This window comes from Streptomyces solincola (genome assembly GCF_002982015.1).
Lineage (GTDB): Bacteria > Actinomycetota > Actinomycetes > Streptomycetales > Streptomycetaceae > Streptomyces > Streptomyces solincola.
Map to the genome: position 1 here is coordinate 1 of NZ_PVLV01000256.1, position 15832 is coordinate 15832.

The window sequence follows — 15832 nt, forward strand, 5'->3', positions numbered from 1 at the left end:
GGGGAGTGGACCCGGGGGGAGGGGGCGAACTTGGACGGGGTGCGCCGATGGTCACGTCACCGGCCACACCCCGGACCTGGTTGATGGAGCCCCCGGCCGTCGCCCCGTCCGCCGACTGCCCGGGCGCACGAGCCCCGTACACGGCCAGAGCCAAGCCGGCCACCCCGACGAACAAGCCCAGCACACTCGCCCACTTGTCCGCCCGGTCCAGCCCCTGGAAGGCGAAGAAGGCCCCCAGTCCGGCGAGGACCAGGAGCGCTCCCGTACCGATCAGCCAGCTCCGCCTGCGTTGCGTCATCCGTCCATTTTCACCGCAACGGATCGAGGCGGGCCCTCAGTTGGCGAAGACCGTCACCGAGTCCTCGACCGCGTGGCGCGGCTGGAGCTCCTCGGCCTCGTGGCTGAGGGCCCGGCGGCGGGCCCAGACGATGCCCGCGCCGATCAGGGCGGCCGCGCCGGCGACCACGAAGGGGATGTGGACGTCGGTCCACTCCTCGATCTTGGGGGCGAGGAAGGGCGCCGCGGCCGCCGCGAACCAGCGGACGAAGTTGTAGCCGGCGCTGGCCACCGGGCGCGGCGCGTCCGAGACGCCGAGGGCCAGCTCGGTGAAGACGGTGTTGTTCACGCCGATGAACGCGCCGGACAGGACGGTGCAGACGACCGCCGTGGCGTGGTCGCCGTAGCCGAGGACGACCACGTCCGCGGCGAGCAGCACCAGGGAGCCGCCGAGCACCTTGAGCGAGCCGAAGCGCGTCTGGAGCCGCGGGGCCACCAGCACCGAGAAGACCGCGAGCAGCACGCCCCAGGCGAAGAAGACCGCGCCGGACTTGTACGGGGTCATGTTCAGGACGAACGGGGTGAACGCCAGCACCGTGAAGAAGGCGTAGTTGTAGAAGAAGGCGGACGCGGCGGCGGAGGCCAGCCCGCCGTGGCCCAGCGCCTTCAGCGGGTCGGTGAGGGAGGTCTTGCGGGCGGGCCTCGGCTGCTCCTTGAGGAAGCCGGAGATGCACAGGAAGCCGACCGCCATCAGCGCCGCCGTGCCGAAGAACGGGTAGCGCCAGCTCGCGTCGCCGAGCAGCGCGCCCAGCAGGGGGCCGCAGGCCATGCCGAGGCCGAGCGCCGACTCGTACAGCAGGATCGCCGCCGCGCTGCCGCCGGCCGCCGCGCCGACGATCACGGCGAGCGAGGTGGAGACGAACAGGGCGTTGCCGAGGCCCCAGCCGGCCCGGAAGCCGACCAGTTCGCCGACCGAGCCGGAGGTGCCGGACAGCGCGGCGAAGACGATCACCAGGGCGAGGCCGGCCAGCAGGGTCTTCTTGCCGCCGATGCGGCTGGAGACGAAGCCGGTGACGAGCATCGCCACGGCGGTGATCAGGAAGTAGGAGGTGAAGAGGAGGGAGACCTGGCTGGGGTCGGCGTGCAGGCCCTGCGCGATGGACGGCAGGATCGGGTCGACCAGGCCGATGCCCATGAAGGCGACGACCGACGCGCCCGCGGTGGCCCAGACGGCCTTGGGCTGCTTGAGGATGCTGCCCGTTTCCGCTCCCTGGTCCAGCGGATCGTCCTGGGCGGTCGTGACCGGCCGGTCCGCCGTGAGGGCTGGGGCGTCCTTTCCGTGCATGTGACTGGCTCCTTCGTGCCGTCGTGCGTGGTGAGGCGGAGTAGGTGCTATATGCACATAATAAGTTAGACAGGCTAATGGATGCAAGCTACACCTATATGCGCGGGCGGGTGCCCGAACGGGTGATCGTCCTTGACGAGCCGACGCCCGGGGAGGACCGTGGAAGGCTATGAGGGGCGAACCCAGTTGTCCGAAGTGCGGAGGCCGGGTCCGGACGCCCGGTCTCTTCTCCGACGCGTGGCAGTGCGAGACGCACGGCGCCGTCCACCCGCTGCAGCCGGTCATCCCGCCCAGCGTGGAGGCCCTGGGCGTGGCCACCCACCGGGCCCGGGTCCCCGTCTGGATGCCCTGGCCGCTGCCGGTCGGCTGGCTGTTCACCGGCGTCGCCTACGCCGGTGACGACCGCAGCGGGGGCCGCGCCACCGTCGTCGCCTGCTCCGGCCCCGCCCCGCTCGGCGGCGTCGGCGAGCTGCTGCTGATCGCCGAGGAGCCGGCCGTCGGCCTCGGCGCGCGGTACGCCGGCGTGGAGGGCCCCGACCCGGCCCCGTACATGAGGATCGACGCCCGCCCGCACGCCAAGGTGCTCGCGGCCGGCCGGCCCACCCCGCTGTGGAGCGTCAACGGCGCCCCGGAGGACCGGGCCGTCTTCGCCGGCGAGGCGTGCGGACTGTGGCTGTGGGCCGTCGTCTGGCCGGAGAAGTCCGGGATGCTGCTCTACGACGAGCTGGTCCTCACCGACCTGCGCGAGGCCGGCGCCGAGATCGAGCTGCTTCCCTGCGGGGCGCTCACCCCCAAGCTGCTGGACTGAGCCGGGCGGGACGGGGCGGGAGCGGGGGCCGTTATCCTGGAGCGTCCCCTGTCCGCCCGCGAGCCCGTCCGGAGTCCGCCCGTGCGCATCGACCTGCACACCCACTCCACGGCATCCGACGGCACGGACACCCCCGCCGAGCTGGTCCGGGCCGCCGCGGCCGCCGGGCTGGACGTGGTCGCGCTGACCGACCACGACACCACCCGCGGGTACGCGCAGGCGATCGACGCCCTCCCGGCCGGCCTCACCCTCGTCACCGGCGCCGAGCTGTCCTGCCGCATCGACGGCATCGGCCTGCACATGCTCGCCTACCTCTTCGACCCCGACGAGCCCGAGCTGGCCCGCGAGCGCGAGCTGGTCCGCGACGACCGCGTGCCGCGCGCCCAGGCCATGGTGGGCAAGCTCCGGGAGCTGGGCGTGCCCGTCACCTGGGAACGGGTCGCCGCCATCGCGGCCGGCGGCTCGGTGGGCCGCCCCCACGTCGCCGAGGCGCTCGTCGAGCTGGGCGTCGTGCCCACCGTCTCCGACGCCTTCACCTCCGAGTGGCTGGCCGACGGCGGCCGCGCCTACGCGCCGAAGCACGAACTCGACCCGTTCACCGCGGTCCGGCTGATCAAGGGCGCCGGCGGGGTCGCCGTCTTCGCCCACCCGCTCGCCGTCAAGCGCGGCCGCACCGTCCCCGAGTCCGTCATCGCCGAGCTGGCCGCCTGCGGCCTGGACGGCGTCGAGGTGGACCACATGGACCACGACGGGCCCGCGCGCGAGCGGCTGCGCGCCCTCGCCGCCGACCACGGACTGCTGACCACCGGCTCCAGCGACTACCACGGCAGCCGCAAGACCTGCCGGCTCGGCGAGTACACCACCGACCCGGAGATCTACGGCGAGATCACCCGCCGGGCCACCGGCGCCTTCCCGGTGCCGGGCGCCGGCGGACCTGCCGCCCCCGGGGCCTGACCCGCACCGGGACCGCCCGGCCCGCACTCCCCGCACCGCCGCGCCGCGCCCCCGTGCGCCCGCGCGGCTGCCTGCCGCCGCCACGAACGCGCGGCGGCGCACCTCCGCACGTACACCCTCTCCCGCAAGGCACCACCGTGTTCGACCTCGCCGTCTTCGGCTCCCTCTTCCTCACCCTCTTCGTCATCATGGACCCCCCGGGGATCACCCCGATCTTCCTGGCGCTGACCTCCGGCCGGCCGGTGAAGGTGCAGCGCCGGATGGCCTGGCAGGCCGTCGCCGTCGCCTTCGGCGTGATCACCGTCTTTGGCATCCTCGGCCAGCAGATCCTGGCCTATCTGCACGTCTCGGTGCCCGCCCTGATGATCGCCGGCGGGCTGCTCCTGCTGCTCATCGCGCTCGACCTGCTCACCGGCAAGACCGACGAGCCCAAGCAGACCAAGGACGTCAACGTCGCCCTCGTACCGCTGGGCATGCCGCTGCTCGCCGGACCGGGCGCCATCGTCTCCGTCATCCTCGCCGTGCAGCACGCCCAGGGCGCCACGGGGCAGATCGCGGTCTGGTCCGCCATCGCCGCCATGCACGTGGTGCTCTGGCTGACCATGCGCTACTCGCTGCTGATCATCCGGGTCATCAAGGACGGCGGCGTCGTGCTGGTGACCCGGCTGGCCGGGATGATGCTCTCCGCCATCGCCGTCCAGCAGATCATCAACGGCGTCACCCAGGTGGTCCGGGGCGGTTGAGCCCCGGCACGGGCGGACGCACTGCGCCCCCGTACGGATTCTCCCGGGTGCGGGGGAGTCCGTGCGGGGGCGCGGTGGTTCTTACGCCGGCTGTGCGGACCGCACTACGAGGCGGGCGCCTCGGCCGGGCGGATCCAGATGCGCTGACCGATAGCGGCGGCCTGCTGCACGATGGTGTTGACGGAGGCGGCGTCCACGACGGTGCTGTCGACGGGCGTGCCGTCGATGTCGTCCAGTCGCAGGATTTCGAAGCGCATGGGGCTTCTCCCTTCGTCGGTGAGTCGATCCTCCAGTGGAGAACATGAGTGGCGCCGCGCCCGGACCGCCGATGCGGCCGGGACGCTGTGCGTATGAGTGCCAACGCCGTGCACCCTGCAAACATTCCCTACGCTAAATAAAACTTTCGATCGTCTAACGAACGGTGTCCCGGTGTCGGTCGGCGGCCGACACGTGGCCGACAATGGCTCGGGTATGAACGACGACATCGCAGACCCGCCCGCCCCCCGGGGCGACGCCGACCCGGTGGCCCGGCTCGGCGCCCGCCTGGACCGCACCGACGACCTGCTGCGCCGGATCCTCGCCGAGGTGGCCAGGACCCCGTCCACGCACGCCATCTTCGTCGACGCGGGTTACGTCCATGCTGCGGCCGGGTTGCTGTGCGTGGGCACCGAGGACCGGCGCTCCTTCGACCTGGACGCCGAGGGGCTGATCGACGCCTTCATCGACAAGGCGCGCACGATCTTCGCCGACAGCCGGCTGCTGCGCGTCTACTGGTACGACGGGGCCCGCCGCCGCATCCACACCCCCGAGCAGCAGGTGATCGCCGAACTGCCCGACGTCAAGGTCCGCCTCGGCAACCTCAACGCCAACAACCAGCAGAAGGGCGTCGACTCCCTCATCCGCTCCGACCTGGAGTCACTCGCCCGCCACCGCGCCATCAGCGACGCCGCGCTGGTCGGCGGCGACGAGGACCTGGTCTCCGCCGTCGAGGCCGCCCAGGGCTACGGCGCCCGCGTCCACCTGTGGGGCATCGAGGCCGCCGAGGGCCGCAACCAGGCCGAGGCGCTGGTCTGGGAAGCCGACAGCAACCGCACCTTCGACCAGGAGTTCTGCCGCCCCTACGTCACCCGCCGGCAGGTCACCACCTACGAGAACGAGGGCGAGCCGCCGCCCTCCCGCGACGAGGTCCGCTTCGTCGGCCAGCGGATCGCCGCCACCTGGTACGGCGAACGCGGCCCCGCCTTCCTCGCCGAACTCCTCCCCGGCCACCCCTACCTGCCCGGACCCGTCGACCAGGATCTGCTCATCGAGGCCGAACGGCTGCTCAGCCGCTCCCTGCGCGGCCACGCCGTGCTGCGCCGCGCCCTGCGGGACGGCTTCTGGGACCACCTGCGCTCGCGGCTCTGACGACGGCGGGTCGCGTCAGCGGGGAAGGTCCGCCGCCGCCCAGAAGTCCGCGACCGCCGCCGACGTCTCGACCGGCCGGTCGGTGTTGGGGGAGTGCTCGGCGCCCGCGATCAGGGTCCGCCGGGCCCCCAGCCGCTCGGCCATGTCGTCCAGCAGCGGCACCGGCCACACCTCGTCCCGTACGCCGGACAGCACGTGCAGCGGAAGCCGGCCGCCCAGCGCCGCCAGCTCCTCCACCCGGTCCGGCTCCACGGTGAGCTGCCGCCCGGTGGCCCGCAACTGGGCCGGGTTGTTGCGCAGCCAGCGCCGGCGCAGATCCTCCCGGTCGCCGCCCGCCGCCTCCTCGGCCTCCTCCGGCGGGTCCAGCGCGCGCATGGCCTGCCACACCTGCTCCATGTCCATCACGGCGAGCGCGTCACCCAGCAGCTTGACCTTGTCCCGCTGGTCGGGCGCGACCTGCGCGGGGCCGGACGACATCAGGGTCAGCGACCGGAACGGCGCCGGATCCAGCAGTACGGCGGACCGGGCGACCAGACCGCCCAGCGAGTGCCCCAGCAGATGCACCGGGCCCGCGCCGAGCGCCTCGGCCTGCGCCAGCAGGTCGCGCGCCAGCTCCGCGAGCGCGTACGCCGACTCGTCGTCCGGCCCCTCGCTCTCGTACTGCCCGCGCCCGTCCACCGCCACCACCCGCCAGCCCGCCTCGGCCAGCGGCGGCAGCATGGCGATGAAGTCCTCCTTGGACCCGGTGTAGCCGGGCACCAGCAGCGCGGTGCCGCGCGTGCTCCCGGCCCCGCCCGGCGGGGCGGTGTCCAGCACGGCGAAGTCGCCGCGCGCGGTGCGCAGCCGGTACGGGTGGGTCCCGGGCGGCGGGACGAAGGTGGGCGGACGGCTCATGGAACGAGGCTAACCGGGCGGCCCGGGGGCGGGGCGCCCGCGAACGGCGGCGGCCCCGCCCCACCCCCGCAGGGATGGGACGGGGCCGCCGGGGCGTGCCGACCGCGAACGGTCAGCCCACCGGCTGCTCCGGCTCCGCGGCGACCGCCTTCTTGCGGGTCCGGCGGGGCTTGGCCGCGGTCTCGACCGCCGCGTCCGCCGTCTCGACGGCCGCGACGGCCTTCTTGCGGGTGCGGCGCGGCTTGACCTCGGCCGTGTCGGCGGCGTCGGCCGCCGTGGCCGCGTCGGTCGTCTCGACCGCGGCGACGGCCTTCTTGCGGGTGCGGCGCGGCTTGGCCTCGGCCTCGACAGCCTCCGTCCCGACCGGGGCGGCGCTCTCCGCCGGGGCGGCGACGGCCTTCTTGCGCGTGCGGCGGGGCTTGGCCTCGACCGTGTCGACGGCCTCGGTCTCCACCGGGGCGGCGGTCTCCACCGGGGCGGCGGCGACGGCTTTCTTGCGGGTCCGGCGGGGCTTGGCCTCGACCTCTTCGGTCACGGTCTCGACCGGGGCGGCGGCGACCGCCTTCTTACGGGTGCGGCGCGGCTTGGCTTCGGCCGGGGCCTCGGTCACCGCGGCTTCCGCCACCGGCTCCACGACGGCAGCCGGCTCCACGACCGGAGCCGTCTCCACGACCGCGACCGGGCTCGCCTCCGCGGCGGCCGCCTTACGGGTACGGGTGCGGCGGGGCTTGGTCTCGGCCGGAGCCTCGGCCACCGCGACCGCAGCCGCCTCCTCGACCGGGGCCGGGGCCGTCTCCAGGGCGGGCGCCGCGGCGGTGGCCGCCGACGGGGCGCCCACGCGGGTGCGGCGCCGGCGGCGCGGCGTACGCGGTCCGGCGGAGCCGTCCTCGGCGGGGGCCACCGGGGCGGCCGGGGCCGAGGCGGTGGTCTCGGCGACCGGGGCGGAGCCGACCGGCTCACCGCCGCGGGTGCGGCGCCGGCGGCGCGGGGCGCGGGTGCGCGCGGGGCGCTCCTCGGTCCGCTCGGCCCGGTCGGAGCGGTCGGACCGCTCCGGGCCTCGGGACGAGCGCGGCGGACGACCGCCGGAGCGGCCTCGGCCGCCGGTCTCGCCGAGGTCCTCCAGCACCTCCGCGTCCAGACCGGCCCGGGTCCGCTCGGCACGCGGCAGTACGCCCTTGGTGCCCTCGGCGATGTTCAGGTCGGTGTAGAGGTGCGCGGAGGTGGAGTAGGTCTCCGGCGGGTCGTTGAAGCCCAGCTCCAGCGCCTTGTTGATGAGCTGCCAGCGCGGGATGTCGTCCCAGTCGACCAGGGTGATCGCGGTGCCGCTGGCCCCCGCGCGGCCGGTGCGGCCGACCCGGTGCAGATAGGTCTTCTCGTCCTCGGGGGACTGGTAGTTGATGACGTGCGTCACGCCCTCGACGTCGATGCCGCGGGCCGCGACGTCGGTGCAGACGAGGACGTCCACCTTGCCGTTGCGGAAGGCGCGCAGCGCCTGCTCGCGGGCGCCCTGGCCGAGGTCGCCGTGGACCGCGCCGGAGGCGAAACCGCGCCGTTCGAGCTGCTCGGCGATGTCGGCCGCGGTCCGCTTGGTCCGGCAGAAGATCATCGCCAGTCCGCGGCCCTCGGCCTGGAGGATGCGGGAGACCATCTCCGGCTTGTCCATGGAGTGGGCGCGGTAGACGTGCTGGGTGATGTTGGCGACGGTCGCACCCTGGTCGTCCGGCGCGGTGGCGCGGATGTGGGTGGGCTGCGACATGTAGCGGCGGGCCAGACCGATGACCGCGCCCGGCATGGTCGCCGAGAACAGCATGGTCTGCCGGCGCGCCGGAAGCATGTTGATGATCTTCTCGACGTCCGGCAGGAAGCCGAGGTCGAGCATCTCGTCGGCCTCGTCCAGGACGAGGGCCTTGACGTGGGAGAGGTCCAGCTTGCGCTGGCCGGCCAGGTCGAGCAGCCGGCCGGGGGTGCCGACGACCACGTCGACGCCCTTGTTCAGCGCCTCGACCTGGGGCTCGTAGGCCCGGCCGCCGTAGATGGCGAGGACGCGCACGTTGCGCACCTTGCCGGCGGTGAGCAGGTCGTTGGTGACCTGGGTGCACAGCTCGCGGGTCGGCACGACCACCAGCGCCTGCGGGGCGTCGGTGAGCTGGTCGGGGCGGGCGCGGCCGGCCTCGACGTCGGCGGGGACGGTGACCCGCTCCAGCAGCGGAAGGCCGAAGCCGAGCGTCTTGCCGGTGCCGGTCTTGGCCTGGCCGATGACGTCGGAGCCGGAGAGGGCGACCGGGAGGGTCATCTCCTGGATGGGGAAGGGGCTGGTGATGCCGACGGCTTCGAGGGCCTCGGCCGTCTCGGAAAGGATTCCGAGCTCTCGGAAAGTCGTAGTCAGGGTGCTGCCTCTTCTGTGAGACGCGGCATGAGGCGAACGCTGGGGGTCTTACCGTGCTGAACCGTGCCGGTCACGTCCGGCCGCGGGCCGTACCGGGCCGCAGCCCGTACCAAGACCGTCGGGTGGCGCGGGACCACTTCCGTCGCTCTAGCGTCATACCGCTGAGGGTCCCCTCCCGTACGTCGCTGACGCGCGCACGGAGGGCTGTCGGTTCGGAGCCGATCGGGCCACCGACCGGGCATCCTCATTCATGAGACGGCCCGCCGAGTGCATGCGGAAATCACTGCATGCTCAGCAGGCGCATTACCACTGTACCCCGGAACGGCGCAGGCGTGTTGAGCCAATTCACAAGGAGGTGGAGGTCACAGTGGGACGGGGGTGTGCGGCGCCGGGGAAGACCGGGCCTTCCGGGACAGGACGGGCGGGCTATTGTGCGCTGCATGGAGACGCCTGACCCCGCTGACACCTCTGCCCGCACCGCTGCCGACGCCGCTGACGGCGTGACGGCGCAGCCGACCGGGATCGCCGCCCTGGACTGGGCCGCCGCCTCCGCCCGGCCCCACTACCGGGCCGCCGTGGTGGACCTGCTGGGCGCGCTGGCGTACGGCGAGCTGGCCGCCTTCGAGCGGCTCGCCGAGGACGCCAAGCTGGCGCCCACGCTGGCGGACAAGGCGGAGCTGGCCAAGATGGCGTCCGCCGAGTTCCACCACTTCGAGCGGCTGCGGGACCGGCTGACCGCCATCGACGCGGAGCCGACCGGCGCGATGGAGCCGTTCGCGAAGGCGCTGGACGAGTTCCACCGGCAGACCGCCCCGTCGGACTGGCTGGAGGGCCTGGTCAAGGCGTACGTCGGCGACTCGATCGCCAGTGACTTCTACCGGGAGGTGGCGGTCCGGCTGGACTCCGACACCCGGGCGCTGGTGGTCGCGGTGCTGGACGACACCGGCCACGGCAACTTCGCCGTGGAGAAGGTGCGGGCCGCGATCGAGGCCGATCCCCGGCTCGGCGGGCGGCTGGCCCTGTGGGCGCGCCGGCTGATGGGGGAGGCGCTGTCGCAGGCCCAGCGGGTGGTCGCGGACCGGGACGCGCTGTCGACCATGCTGGTCGGCGGGGTCGCGGACGGCTTCGACCTGGCGGCGGTCGGCGAGATGTTCTCCCGGATCACCAAGGCGCACACCAAGCGGATGGCCGCACTGGGCCTCGCGGCCTGACCTGCCTCTGACGTACCACCAGGCCCGCCGCCCGGCCGGTCGGCAGGCCGTCGGTCCGCCGCGCGGCCGGACGGGCGTCAGGTCGGGGTGGCGGCTGATCGGCCCATCCGGTCCCGGCGGCTGCTCGGCCTCGGGCGCAGCAGCAGGGACAGCACCACCGCGGCGACCGCGACGGCCCCGACGAGGGTGCCGGGGGTGTTGCCCGGACCGAGCGCAGCGTGCGTGACCAGCGCTCCGAACAGGGCGCCGAGCGTGCCGGCGCCGAGCACCACGCGGCGCGCGGGGAGCCGGTCGTCGAGCCGGTGGGCGGCGGCCCAGGAGAGTGCCAGTCCGAGCACGACGGAGCCGAGAGCTTCCCAGAACACTGCGGATCACCTCGCGTACGGCGGGGCGGGCAAAACGGTCACAGCCGTAGTACCCGATGCGCCAGGGAAACAATCATCCGCCGGGTCCGGGGCTGGGCGCGGGCATGAGGAGGGGCCCGGCGGTCGAACCGCCGGGCCCCTCCTCGTACCGCCGCCACGGCGGCGCTACCACCGCTCAGAGCGTGCCGAAGCCCACCCGTCGGACCGACGGCTCGCCGATCTCCACGTAGGCGATCCGCTCCGCCGGCACCAGCACCTTGCGGCCCTTGTCGTCCGTCAGGCTCAGCAACTGCGACTTCCCGGCCAGAGCCTGGGCGACGAGCTGCTCCACCTCCTCGGCGGACTGCCCGCTCTCCAGAGCGATCTCCCGGGGCGCGTGCTGCACGCCGATCTTGACCTCCACGGCTATGTCCCTCCGAACGGTCAGCGTTGCGCGGTCGACCGCGCCGTACGCTCGACACATTAGCCCGGCGAGGGGACACGAAGCCGCGCGCCGTCGCACGCCAGGAGCGAACAGCGGCCGCGCCCCGGGGCGGTCGGGGTCAGTTGCCCTCGCTGCCGTGCAGCGGGAAGCCCGCGATGCCCCGCCACGCCAGCGAGGTGAGGAGCTGGACGGCGGTGTCCCGGGGGATCGGGGACGCGCTGGAGAGCCAGTAGCGGGCGACCACCTGGGACACCCCGCCCAGGCCGACGGCCAGCAGCATCGACTCGTCCTTGGACAGCCCGGTGTCCTCGGCGATGACCTCCGAGATGGCCTCGGCGCATTGCAGCGACACCCGCTCCACGCGCTCGCGCACCGCCGGCTCGTTGGTCAGGTCCGACTCGAAGACCAGCCGGAACGCGCCGCCCTCGTCCTCCACGTACGCGAAGTAGGCGTCCATCGTGGCGGCCACGCGCTGCTTGTTCTCCGTCGTCGAGGCCAGTGCGGTGCGCACCGCCTGGAGCAGCGACTCGCAGTGCTGGTCGAGCAGCGCCAGGTACAGGTCCAGCTTGCCCGGGAAGTGCTGGTAGAGCACCGGCTTGCTGACTCCGGCGCGCTCGGCGATGTCGTCCATCGCCGCCGCGTGGTAGCCCTGCGCCACGAACACTTCCTGGGCCGCGCCCAGCAACTGATTGCGCCGGGCCCGGCGCGGGAGCCGGGTGCCCCTCGGGCGCGCCGCCTCCGTCTGCTCGATGGCTGTCACGCCGCCTCCTGGAATCGATTCACGCGCGGTGTGCGCCGCGTCCGTCATCGTACTTTTGGGTAACCCGCCTGTGCGCGGTGCGAGCGCAGAATTTCACGTACCGGACGCCACCGTCCGGCATCCGCATGTCTCCGTTCGGCAATATTCCAACGTTGAACCGGTCAAACCGGAGGTTCCGCCTCCGGGCCCGCGGACCGGCGGCGTAGGGCGGTTGCCGGCTCAGCGGTAGTCGTCGTCGTCCTGGCCGACCAGCCGGGTCTGCTCGACGGCGTCCGCCTCGTTCGCGGTGGAGGGGTCGACGCCGGTCAGCGGATCGTCGGCGCGCTGCTGGAGCTCCGCCCGCTGCTCGGCCACATCCGCCTCGGGAGCCTCCAGCGCGGTCGCCTCCTCCCGCCCGGCGGCCGACTCCTCCTCGGCGCGGGCCGCGGCCTCCTCCGCCTCGTTCCGGTCGAAGGTCTCGGCATCAGTCGGATCGATGGTCATGTGCTCCCTCTCGATCGGCATGGCATCGACGGCGATCGGTCCCGCGATCCGCCCCAGGAGCCGGTCCCGGACCGGGAGCCGGACCCGGACCGCTTCGACTCGCCTCCGCGAGTGCCGCGGTACCCGCCACAGCGGGTTTCCGGCAGGGGCCGACGTAACCGCGCACGTTCGATACGAGCGTAGGCAGCGCCCCCCGGGCGACGCCAGGCGGCCGGCGGCGCGGCCTGTGACGGCGAACACACCAGGGCGAGCGTGATCCTCTCGTAACATTGGCGCATGTCTTCGACCGAGCTGCCGGACGCCCTCGCCGCCACCGCGGCCGGCCCCCGGGTGAGCGCCGTGCGGGTCGCGGAGGGGGAGCGGCTGCGCACCGTGACGCTGCCCGGTCTGACGCTCAACGTCCGCGAACGCCCCGCCGAGCGCACCGGACTGCCGCCGGCCCTCTACGTCCACGGCCTCGGCGGCTCCTCGCAGAACTGGTCGGCGCTGATGCCGCTGCTGGCGGACGTCGTGGACGGCGAGGCGGTGGACCTGCCCGGCTTCGGCGACTCGCCGCCCCCGGACGACGGCGACTACTCCGTCACCGGCCATGCCCGGGCCGTGATCCGGCTGCTCGACGCCGGCGGCCGCGGGCCGGTCCACCTGTTCGGCAACTCGCTGGGCGGCGCGGTCGCCACCCGGGTCGCCGCCGTGCGCCCCGACCTCGTCCGCACCCTGACGCTGGTCTCCCCGGCGCTCCCCGAACTGCGCGCCCAGCGCACCGCCTGGCCCACCGCCCTGCTCGCGCTGCCCGGCGCCGCCGCCCTGCTGACCCGGCTCACCCGAGGGTGGACCGCCGAGCAGCGCGTCCGCGGGGTGATGGCCCTCTGCTACGGGGATCCCGGCCGGGTCACCGACGAGGGCTTCCGCAACGCGGTGGAGGAGATGGAGCGCCGTCTCGCCCTCCCCTACTTCTGGGACGCCATGGCCCGCTCCACCCGCGGCCTGGTCGACGCCTACACCCTGGGCGGCCAGCACGGGCTGTGGCGGCAGGCCGAGCGGGTGCTCGCCCCGACCCTGCTCGTCTACGGCGGCCGCGACCAGCTCGTCGGGTTCCGGATGGCCGCCCGGGCGGCGACCGCGTTCCGCGGCGCACGGATGCTGACCCTCCCGGACGCCGGCCACGTGGCGATGATGGAGTACCCGGAGACGGTCGCCACGGCCGTGCGGGAGCTGATCCGCGACCGCGCCGCAGGGCCCGCCGGCGCCGTCGGCGGTGACGCCGGTCACGGCCGCAACCGCGCGGCGGACGGCGGCGTCAGCGGTCGTGAGGGCGACGGCGGCGCAACCGACCACGGCGACCGTGGCGGAAGCGCCCGGCACGAGGGCGCTGACGGCGGCGCCGAAGACGACGGCAGGAGCTGATCCGGGGCGTGGGACGACACAGCCGCAAGGGTTCCGCGCCCCAGGGCGCCGAGCGACCGCGGCCGGCCGGTGACGCCGACAGCGCCATAGGAGCCGGCGGCGTCTTCGCGCCGCTGGGAGACGAGGCGGCCCGCACCGGCAGTGGCCGCCGCCGCAAGGCCGCGGCCCCCCGAGGGCCCGAACCACACCATCCGGAGCAGCACCACAGCGCCGGAGCGGAGCCGCAGCGGGTGCGGGGCGGCCACCCCGAGGGGCGCGGCGCGGACCGCGGCCCCGCTCCGGCCGGCCGGACCGCGGCCCCCGCGTTCCGCCCCCGGCCGGTCGGCCCGGCGAACACGGCCAGGGTGCGGCCCGGCCCGCGTTCCGACTTCCTGGAGGCGTTCGACCCGCCGCCGGGGCCGGGGAACGGGATGACCGCCCGCCCCGCCGACGCCGCCGAGCGGCGTCCCGGTGCTCCGGCCGGTCCTGCCGCTCCCGCGGGCCCGGACGGCCCCGGCGGTCCGGACGGGCCGCTCGACGCTGAGCAGACCGGGCCCGGCGGCTCCGGCCCGGGCGGCGGTCTGGCCCGGACCCTCACCGGCATCGCGGCCGCCGCCGTGACCACCGTCCTGGCCGTCGTGGTGGCCGGTCAGGTGACCGGCGCCGGACCGGACGGCCCGGTGTCCCGGGCGGCGGGCGTCAGCGCCGCGCCCGGTCTCGACGACTCCGGAACGGCCGGCAAGAACGGCGCGGAGGAGTCGGCCGGCCAGGGGCCGGACGCGCGCGCCGAGCGACCGGACCGCTCCGAGGGGCGCGTCACCCCGCCCACATACGCCCAGTTGATGTCCCGCCAGCTCCCGATGGACCCGAAGCTCGCCGGGCCCGACGCGTTCGACGCGGTGCCCGGAGCCGACAAGGCCCCCGGCAAGGGCAAGAAATGGCGCTACCGGATCGACGTGGAGAAGGGCCTCGGCCTCGACGCGGGGATGTTCGCCCGCGCCGTGCGGGAGACCCTGAACGACAGGCGCAGCTGGGCGCACGGCGGCGCGATGACCTTCGAGCGGATCTCCAGCGGGGAGCCGGACTTCGTCATCACCCTCGCCAGCCCCGGCACCACGGCCCTCTGGTGCGCCAAGTCCGGTCTGGACACCACCGTCGACAACGTCTCCTGCGACTCCGCGGCGACGGAACGGGTCATGATCAACGCCTACCGCTGGGCGCGGGGTTCGCAGACCTACGGGCCGAAGGCGATGCTCGCCTACCGCCAGATGCTCATCAACCACGAGGTCGGGCACCGGCTCGGGCACAACCACGTCAACTGCGCCACCGAGGGCTCCCTGGCCCCGGTGATGCAGCAGCAGACCAAGTCCCTGGACCTCGAGGGCGTCACGTGCCGCGCCAACCCCTGGGCGTTCCCGAAGGGCTGAGGCCGGGCGACCGATCCGGCGGGGGCCGGCCGGTCCAGGGTGGTTCGGGCGCGGGAGGGGCGGCCGTACGCCGGGCGCGTCCGCCGGACGCGCATCGCGCGCCCCTCGTTCGCCTCGCGCGCCGCGCATGACGTCGCCCGTCCAGTGGAATGCTTCCGGCGACCGGTGTCCCGATGGCCGGCGACGCCGGGCCGACAGCCCCCGACCGGTCACTTTCCGCTCGCCGACGGACCGCACGCGAAACGGAATGGGGCACCGCATCGCCATTCCGTGTCCGAACCGCACACGGGTCGCGCTCTAGCGCGTCGAAACGCCCGGACCGGTCGGAAGTTACGAGTATTCACCCCTTCCGGTGGCGCGACGGACAACCGTCCGCCGAGCCACCCGCATATCCGCTTACCTTCATCCCGCCGCCGGTCACCGCGCCCGACGGCACTGGCCACCGGGCCGGAAGGGATGGGGGTGTGCCGTGCGGATCGGACTGCTCACGGAGGGCGGGTACCCGTACGCCAGGGGGGAGTCCGCGCTCTGGTGCGACCGGCTGACGCGGGGGCTCGCGCAGCACGAGTACGACGTCTACGCGCTGACCCGCACCGCGCGCCAGGAGCGCGCCGGGCGGATGCCGACGGCGCCCTCCGTGCGCTCGGTCCGCACCGCCGCGCTGTGGACGCCGGCGGGCAGCGACCGGGCGGCCGACCGCGGCTACGGACGGCGCGAACGGCGGCTCTACGCCCACCACATGGCGGAGCTGGCCGCCGGGGTCTGCGCCGGCGGAGAGTACGCCGCTGGGGAGTACGCCGGTGGGCAGTACGCCGGGGGGGAGCGCGGGCCGGCAGGCGGCGAGCGGGCGGGCGGCGGTGCGGACGCGGCGTTCGCGGCCGGGCTGTACGGACTGGCCGACCTCGCCCGCGAGTACGGCGCCCCGCCGCCCGCGCTGCGGTACGAGACGGCCGTCCGCGCTTTGGA

Annotated in this window: 17 protein-coding genes; 8 read left to right on the top strand and 9 right to left on the bottom strand. The window is 74.3% G+C overall.

Annotation, left to right across the window (positions count from 1 at the left end; all coding sequences use genetic code 11):
• Both C6N75_RS17150 and C6N75_RS17155 read right to left on the bottom strand, forming a co-directional pair.
• Nucleotides 1–298, bottom strand: a 298-nt coding sequence (locus C6N75_RS17150; RefSeq protein WP_219852882.1) for a hypothetical protein, incomplete at its 3' end; no start/stop codon positions are given.
• A gap of 36 nt (nt 299–334) precedes the next feature.
• Entirely contained in the window at nt 335–1621 is a 1287-nt protein-coding gene (locus C6N75_RS17155) for an MFS transporter (protein ID WP_105869781.1), read from the bottom strand.
• 169 nt (nt 1622–1790) lie between these two features.
• On the opposite strand from C6N75_RS17155, the gene C6N75_RS17160 reads away from it, so the two are divergent.
• The 3 genes from C6N75_RS17160 to C6N75_RS17170 all read left to right on the top strand — a co-directional run bounded on the left by C6N75_RS17160 (nt 1791) and on the right by C6N75_RS17170 (nt 4126).
• Nucleotides 1791–2429: a DUF6758 family protein gene (locus tag C6N75_RS17160; protein WP_105869782.1), complete on the top strand. Its 639-nt coding sequence runs from the start codon at nt 1791–1793 to the stop codon at nt 2427–2429.
• An 81-nt stretch (nt 2430–2510) separates the two neighbouring features.
• The gene (locus C6N75_RS17165; RefSeq protein ID WP_105869783.1) at nt 2511–3383 is read left to right on the top strand and encodes a PHP domain-containing protein; all 873 of its coding nucleotides are present in this window, start codon (nt 2511–2513) and stop codon (nt 3381–3383) included.
• 137 nt (nt 3384–3520) lie between these two features.
• Complete coding sequence (locus C6N75_RS17170) at nt 3521–4126, top strand: MarC family protein (RefSeq protein WP_105869784.1); 606 nt, start codon at nt 3521–3523, stop codon at nt 4124–4126.
• Between the two features lie 104 nt (nt 4127–4230).
• Here the strand turns inward: C6N75_RS17170 and C6N75_RS30730 are convergent, their stop codons facing one another.
• Complete coding sequence (locus tag C6N75_RS30730; protein ID WP_181160505.1) at nt 4231–4383, bottom strand: hypothetical protein; 153 nt, start codon at nt 4381–4383, stop codon at nt 4231–4233.
• Between the two features lie 214 nt (nt 4384–4597).
• Here C6N75_RS30730 and C6N75_RS17175 point away from each other — a divergent pair, with 214 nt between their 5' ends.
• Entirely contained in the window at nt 4598–5533 is a 936-nt protein-coding gene (locus C6N75_RS17175; protein WP_105869785.1) for an NYN domain-containing protein, read from the top strand.
• Between the two features lie 15 nt (nt 5534–5548).
• Here C6N75_RS17175 and C6N75_RS17180 read toward each other — a convergent pair whose 3' ends face one another.
• Both C6N75_RS17180 and C6N75_RS17185 read right to left on the bottom strand, forming a co-directional pair.
• Nucleotides 5549–6427 (bottom strand): alpha/beta fold hydrolase, encoded by an 879-nt coding sequence (locus tag C6N75_RS17180; protein ID WP_105869786.1) that lies wholly within the window; start codon nt 6425–6427, stop codon nt 5549–5551.
• A 112-nt stretch (nt 6428–6539) separates the two neighbouring features.
• A complete protein-coding gene (locus C6N75_RS17185; protein WP_322888057.1) occupies nt 6540–8720 on the bottom strand; it encodes a DEAD/DEAH box helicase in 2181 nt (726 codons plus the stop codon).
• A 533-nt stretch (nt 8721–9253) separates the two neighbouring features.
• Between C6N75_RS17185 and C6N75_RS17190 the strand changes: the two genes are divergently transcribed.
• Nucleotides 9254–10024, top strand: coding sequence for a ferritin-like fold-containing protein (locus C6N75_RS17190; protein ID WP_407703237.1), 771 nt, complete (start codon nt 9254–9256; stop codon nt 10022–10024).
• A gap of 77 nt (nt 10025–10101) precedes the next feature.
• Here C6N75_RS17190 and C6N75_RS17195 read toward each other — a convergent pair whose 3' ends face one another.
• The 4 genes from C6N75_RS17195 to C6N75_RS17210 form a co-directional block, all read right to left on the bottom strand.
• Nucleotides 10102–10389, bottom strand: coding sequence for a hypothetical protein (locus C6N75_RS17195; RefSeq protein ID WP_105869789.1), 288 nt, complete (start codon nt 10387–10389; stop codon nt 10102–10104).
• A gap of 175 nt (nt 10390–10564) precedes the next feature.
• Entirely contained in the window at nt 10565–10792 is a 228-nt protein-coding gene (locus tag C6N75_RS17200; RefSeq protein ID WP_181160507.1) for a DUF3107 domain-containing protein, read from the bottom strand.
• Between the two features lie 139 nt (nt 10793–10931).
• Nucleotides 10932–11573: a TetR/AcrR family transcriptional regulator gene (locus tag C6N75_RS17205; RefSeq protein ID WP_105869791.1), complete on the bottom strand. Its 642-nt coding sequence runs from the start codon at nt 11571–11573 to the stop codon at nt 10932–10934.
• Nucleotides 11574–11792: 219 nt separating this feature from the next.
• Nucleotides 11793–12077, bottom strand: a complete 285-nt coding sequence (locus C6N75_RS17210; RefSeq protein ID WP_407703238.1) for a hypothetical protein — start codon at nt 12075–12077, stop codon at nt 11793–11795.
• Nucleotides 12078–12332: 255 nt separating this feature from the next.
• Here C6N75_RS17210 and C6N75_RS17215 point away from each other — a divergent pair, with 255 nt between their 5' ends.
• From C6N75_RS17215 to C6N75_RS17225, 3 genes are all read left to right on the top strand, one after another.
• A complete protein-coding gene (locus C6N75_RS17215) occupies nt 12333–13460 on the top strand; it encodes an alpha/beta fold hydrolase (protein ID WP_105869792.1) in 1128 nt (375 codons plus the stop codon).
• Between the two features lie 8 nt (nt 13461–13468).
• Nucleotides 13469–14866: a DUF3152 domain-containing protein gene (locus C6N75_RS17220; protein WP_105869793.1), complete on the top strand. Its 1398-nt coding sequence runs from the start codon at nt 13469–13471 to the stop codon at nt 14864–14866.
• A 469-nt stretch (nt 14867–15335) separates the two neighbouring features.
• Nucleotides 15336–15832 (top strand): DUF3492 domain-containing protein (locus C6N75_RS17225; protein WP_146132587.1); only part of this gene is annotated, 497 nt, incomplete at its 3' end.

Bases quoted from the DNA above. Each gene is read 5' to 3' on its own strand.
- C6N75_RS17155 (WP_105869781.1), bottom strand. From the start codon at position 1,621: ATGCACGGAAAGGACGCCCCAGCCCTCACGGCGGACCGGCCGGTCACG.
- C6N75_RS17160 (WP_105869782.1), top strand. From the start codon at position 1,791: ATGAGGGGCGAACCCAGTTGTCCGAAGTGCGGAGGCCGGGTCCGGACG.
- C6N75_RS30730 (WP_181160505.1), bottom strand. From the start codon at position 4,383: ATGCGCTTCGAAATCCTGCGACTGGACGACATCGACGGCACGCCCGTC.
- C6N75_RS17175 (WP_105869785.1), top strand. From the start codon at position 4,598: ATGAACGACGACATCGCAGACCCGCCCGCCCCCCGGGGCGACGCCGAC.
- C6N75_RS17180 (WP_105869786.1), bottom strand. From the start codon at position 6,427: ATGAGCCGTCCGCCCACCTTCGTCCCGCCGCCCGGGACCCACCCGTAC.
- C6N75_RS17185 (WP_322888057.1), bottom strand. From the start codon at position 8,720: ATGACCCTCCCGGTCGCCCTCTCCGGCTCCGACGTCATCGGCCAGGCC.
- C6N75_RS17190 (WP_407703237.1), top strand. From the start codon at position 9,254: ATGGAGACGCCTGACCCCGCTGACACCTCTGCCCGCACCGCTGCCGAC.
- C6N75_RS17210 (WP_407703238.1), bottom strand. From the start codon at position 12,077: ATGCCGATCGAGAGGGAGCACATGACCATCGATCCGACTGATGCCGAG.
- C6N75_RS17215 (WP_105869792.1), top strand. From the start codon at position 12,333: ATGTCTTCGACCGAGCTGCCGGACGCCCTCGCCGCCACCGCGGCCGGC.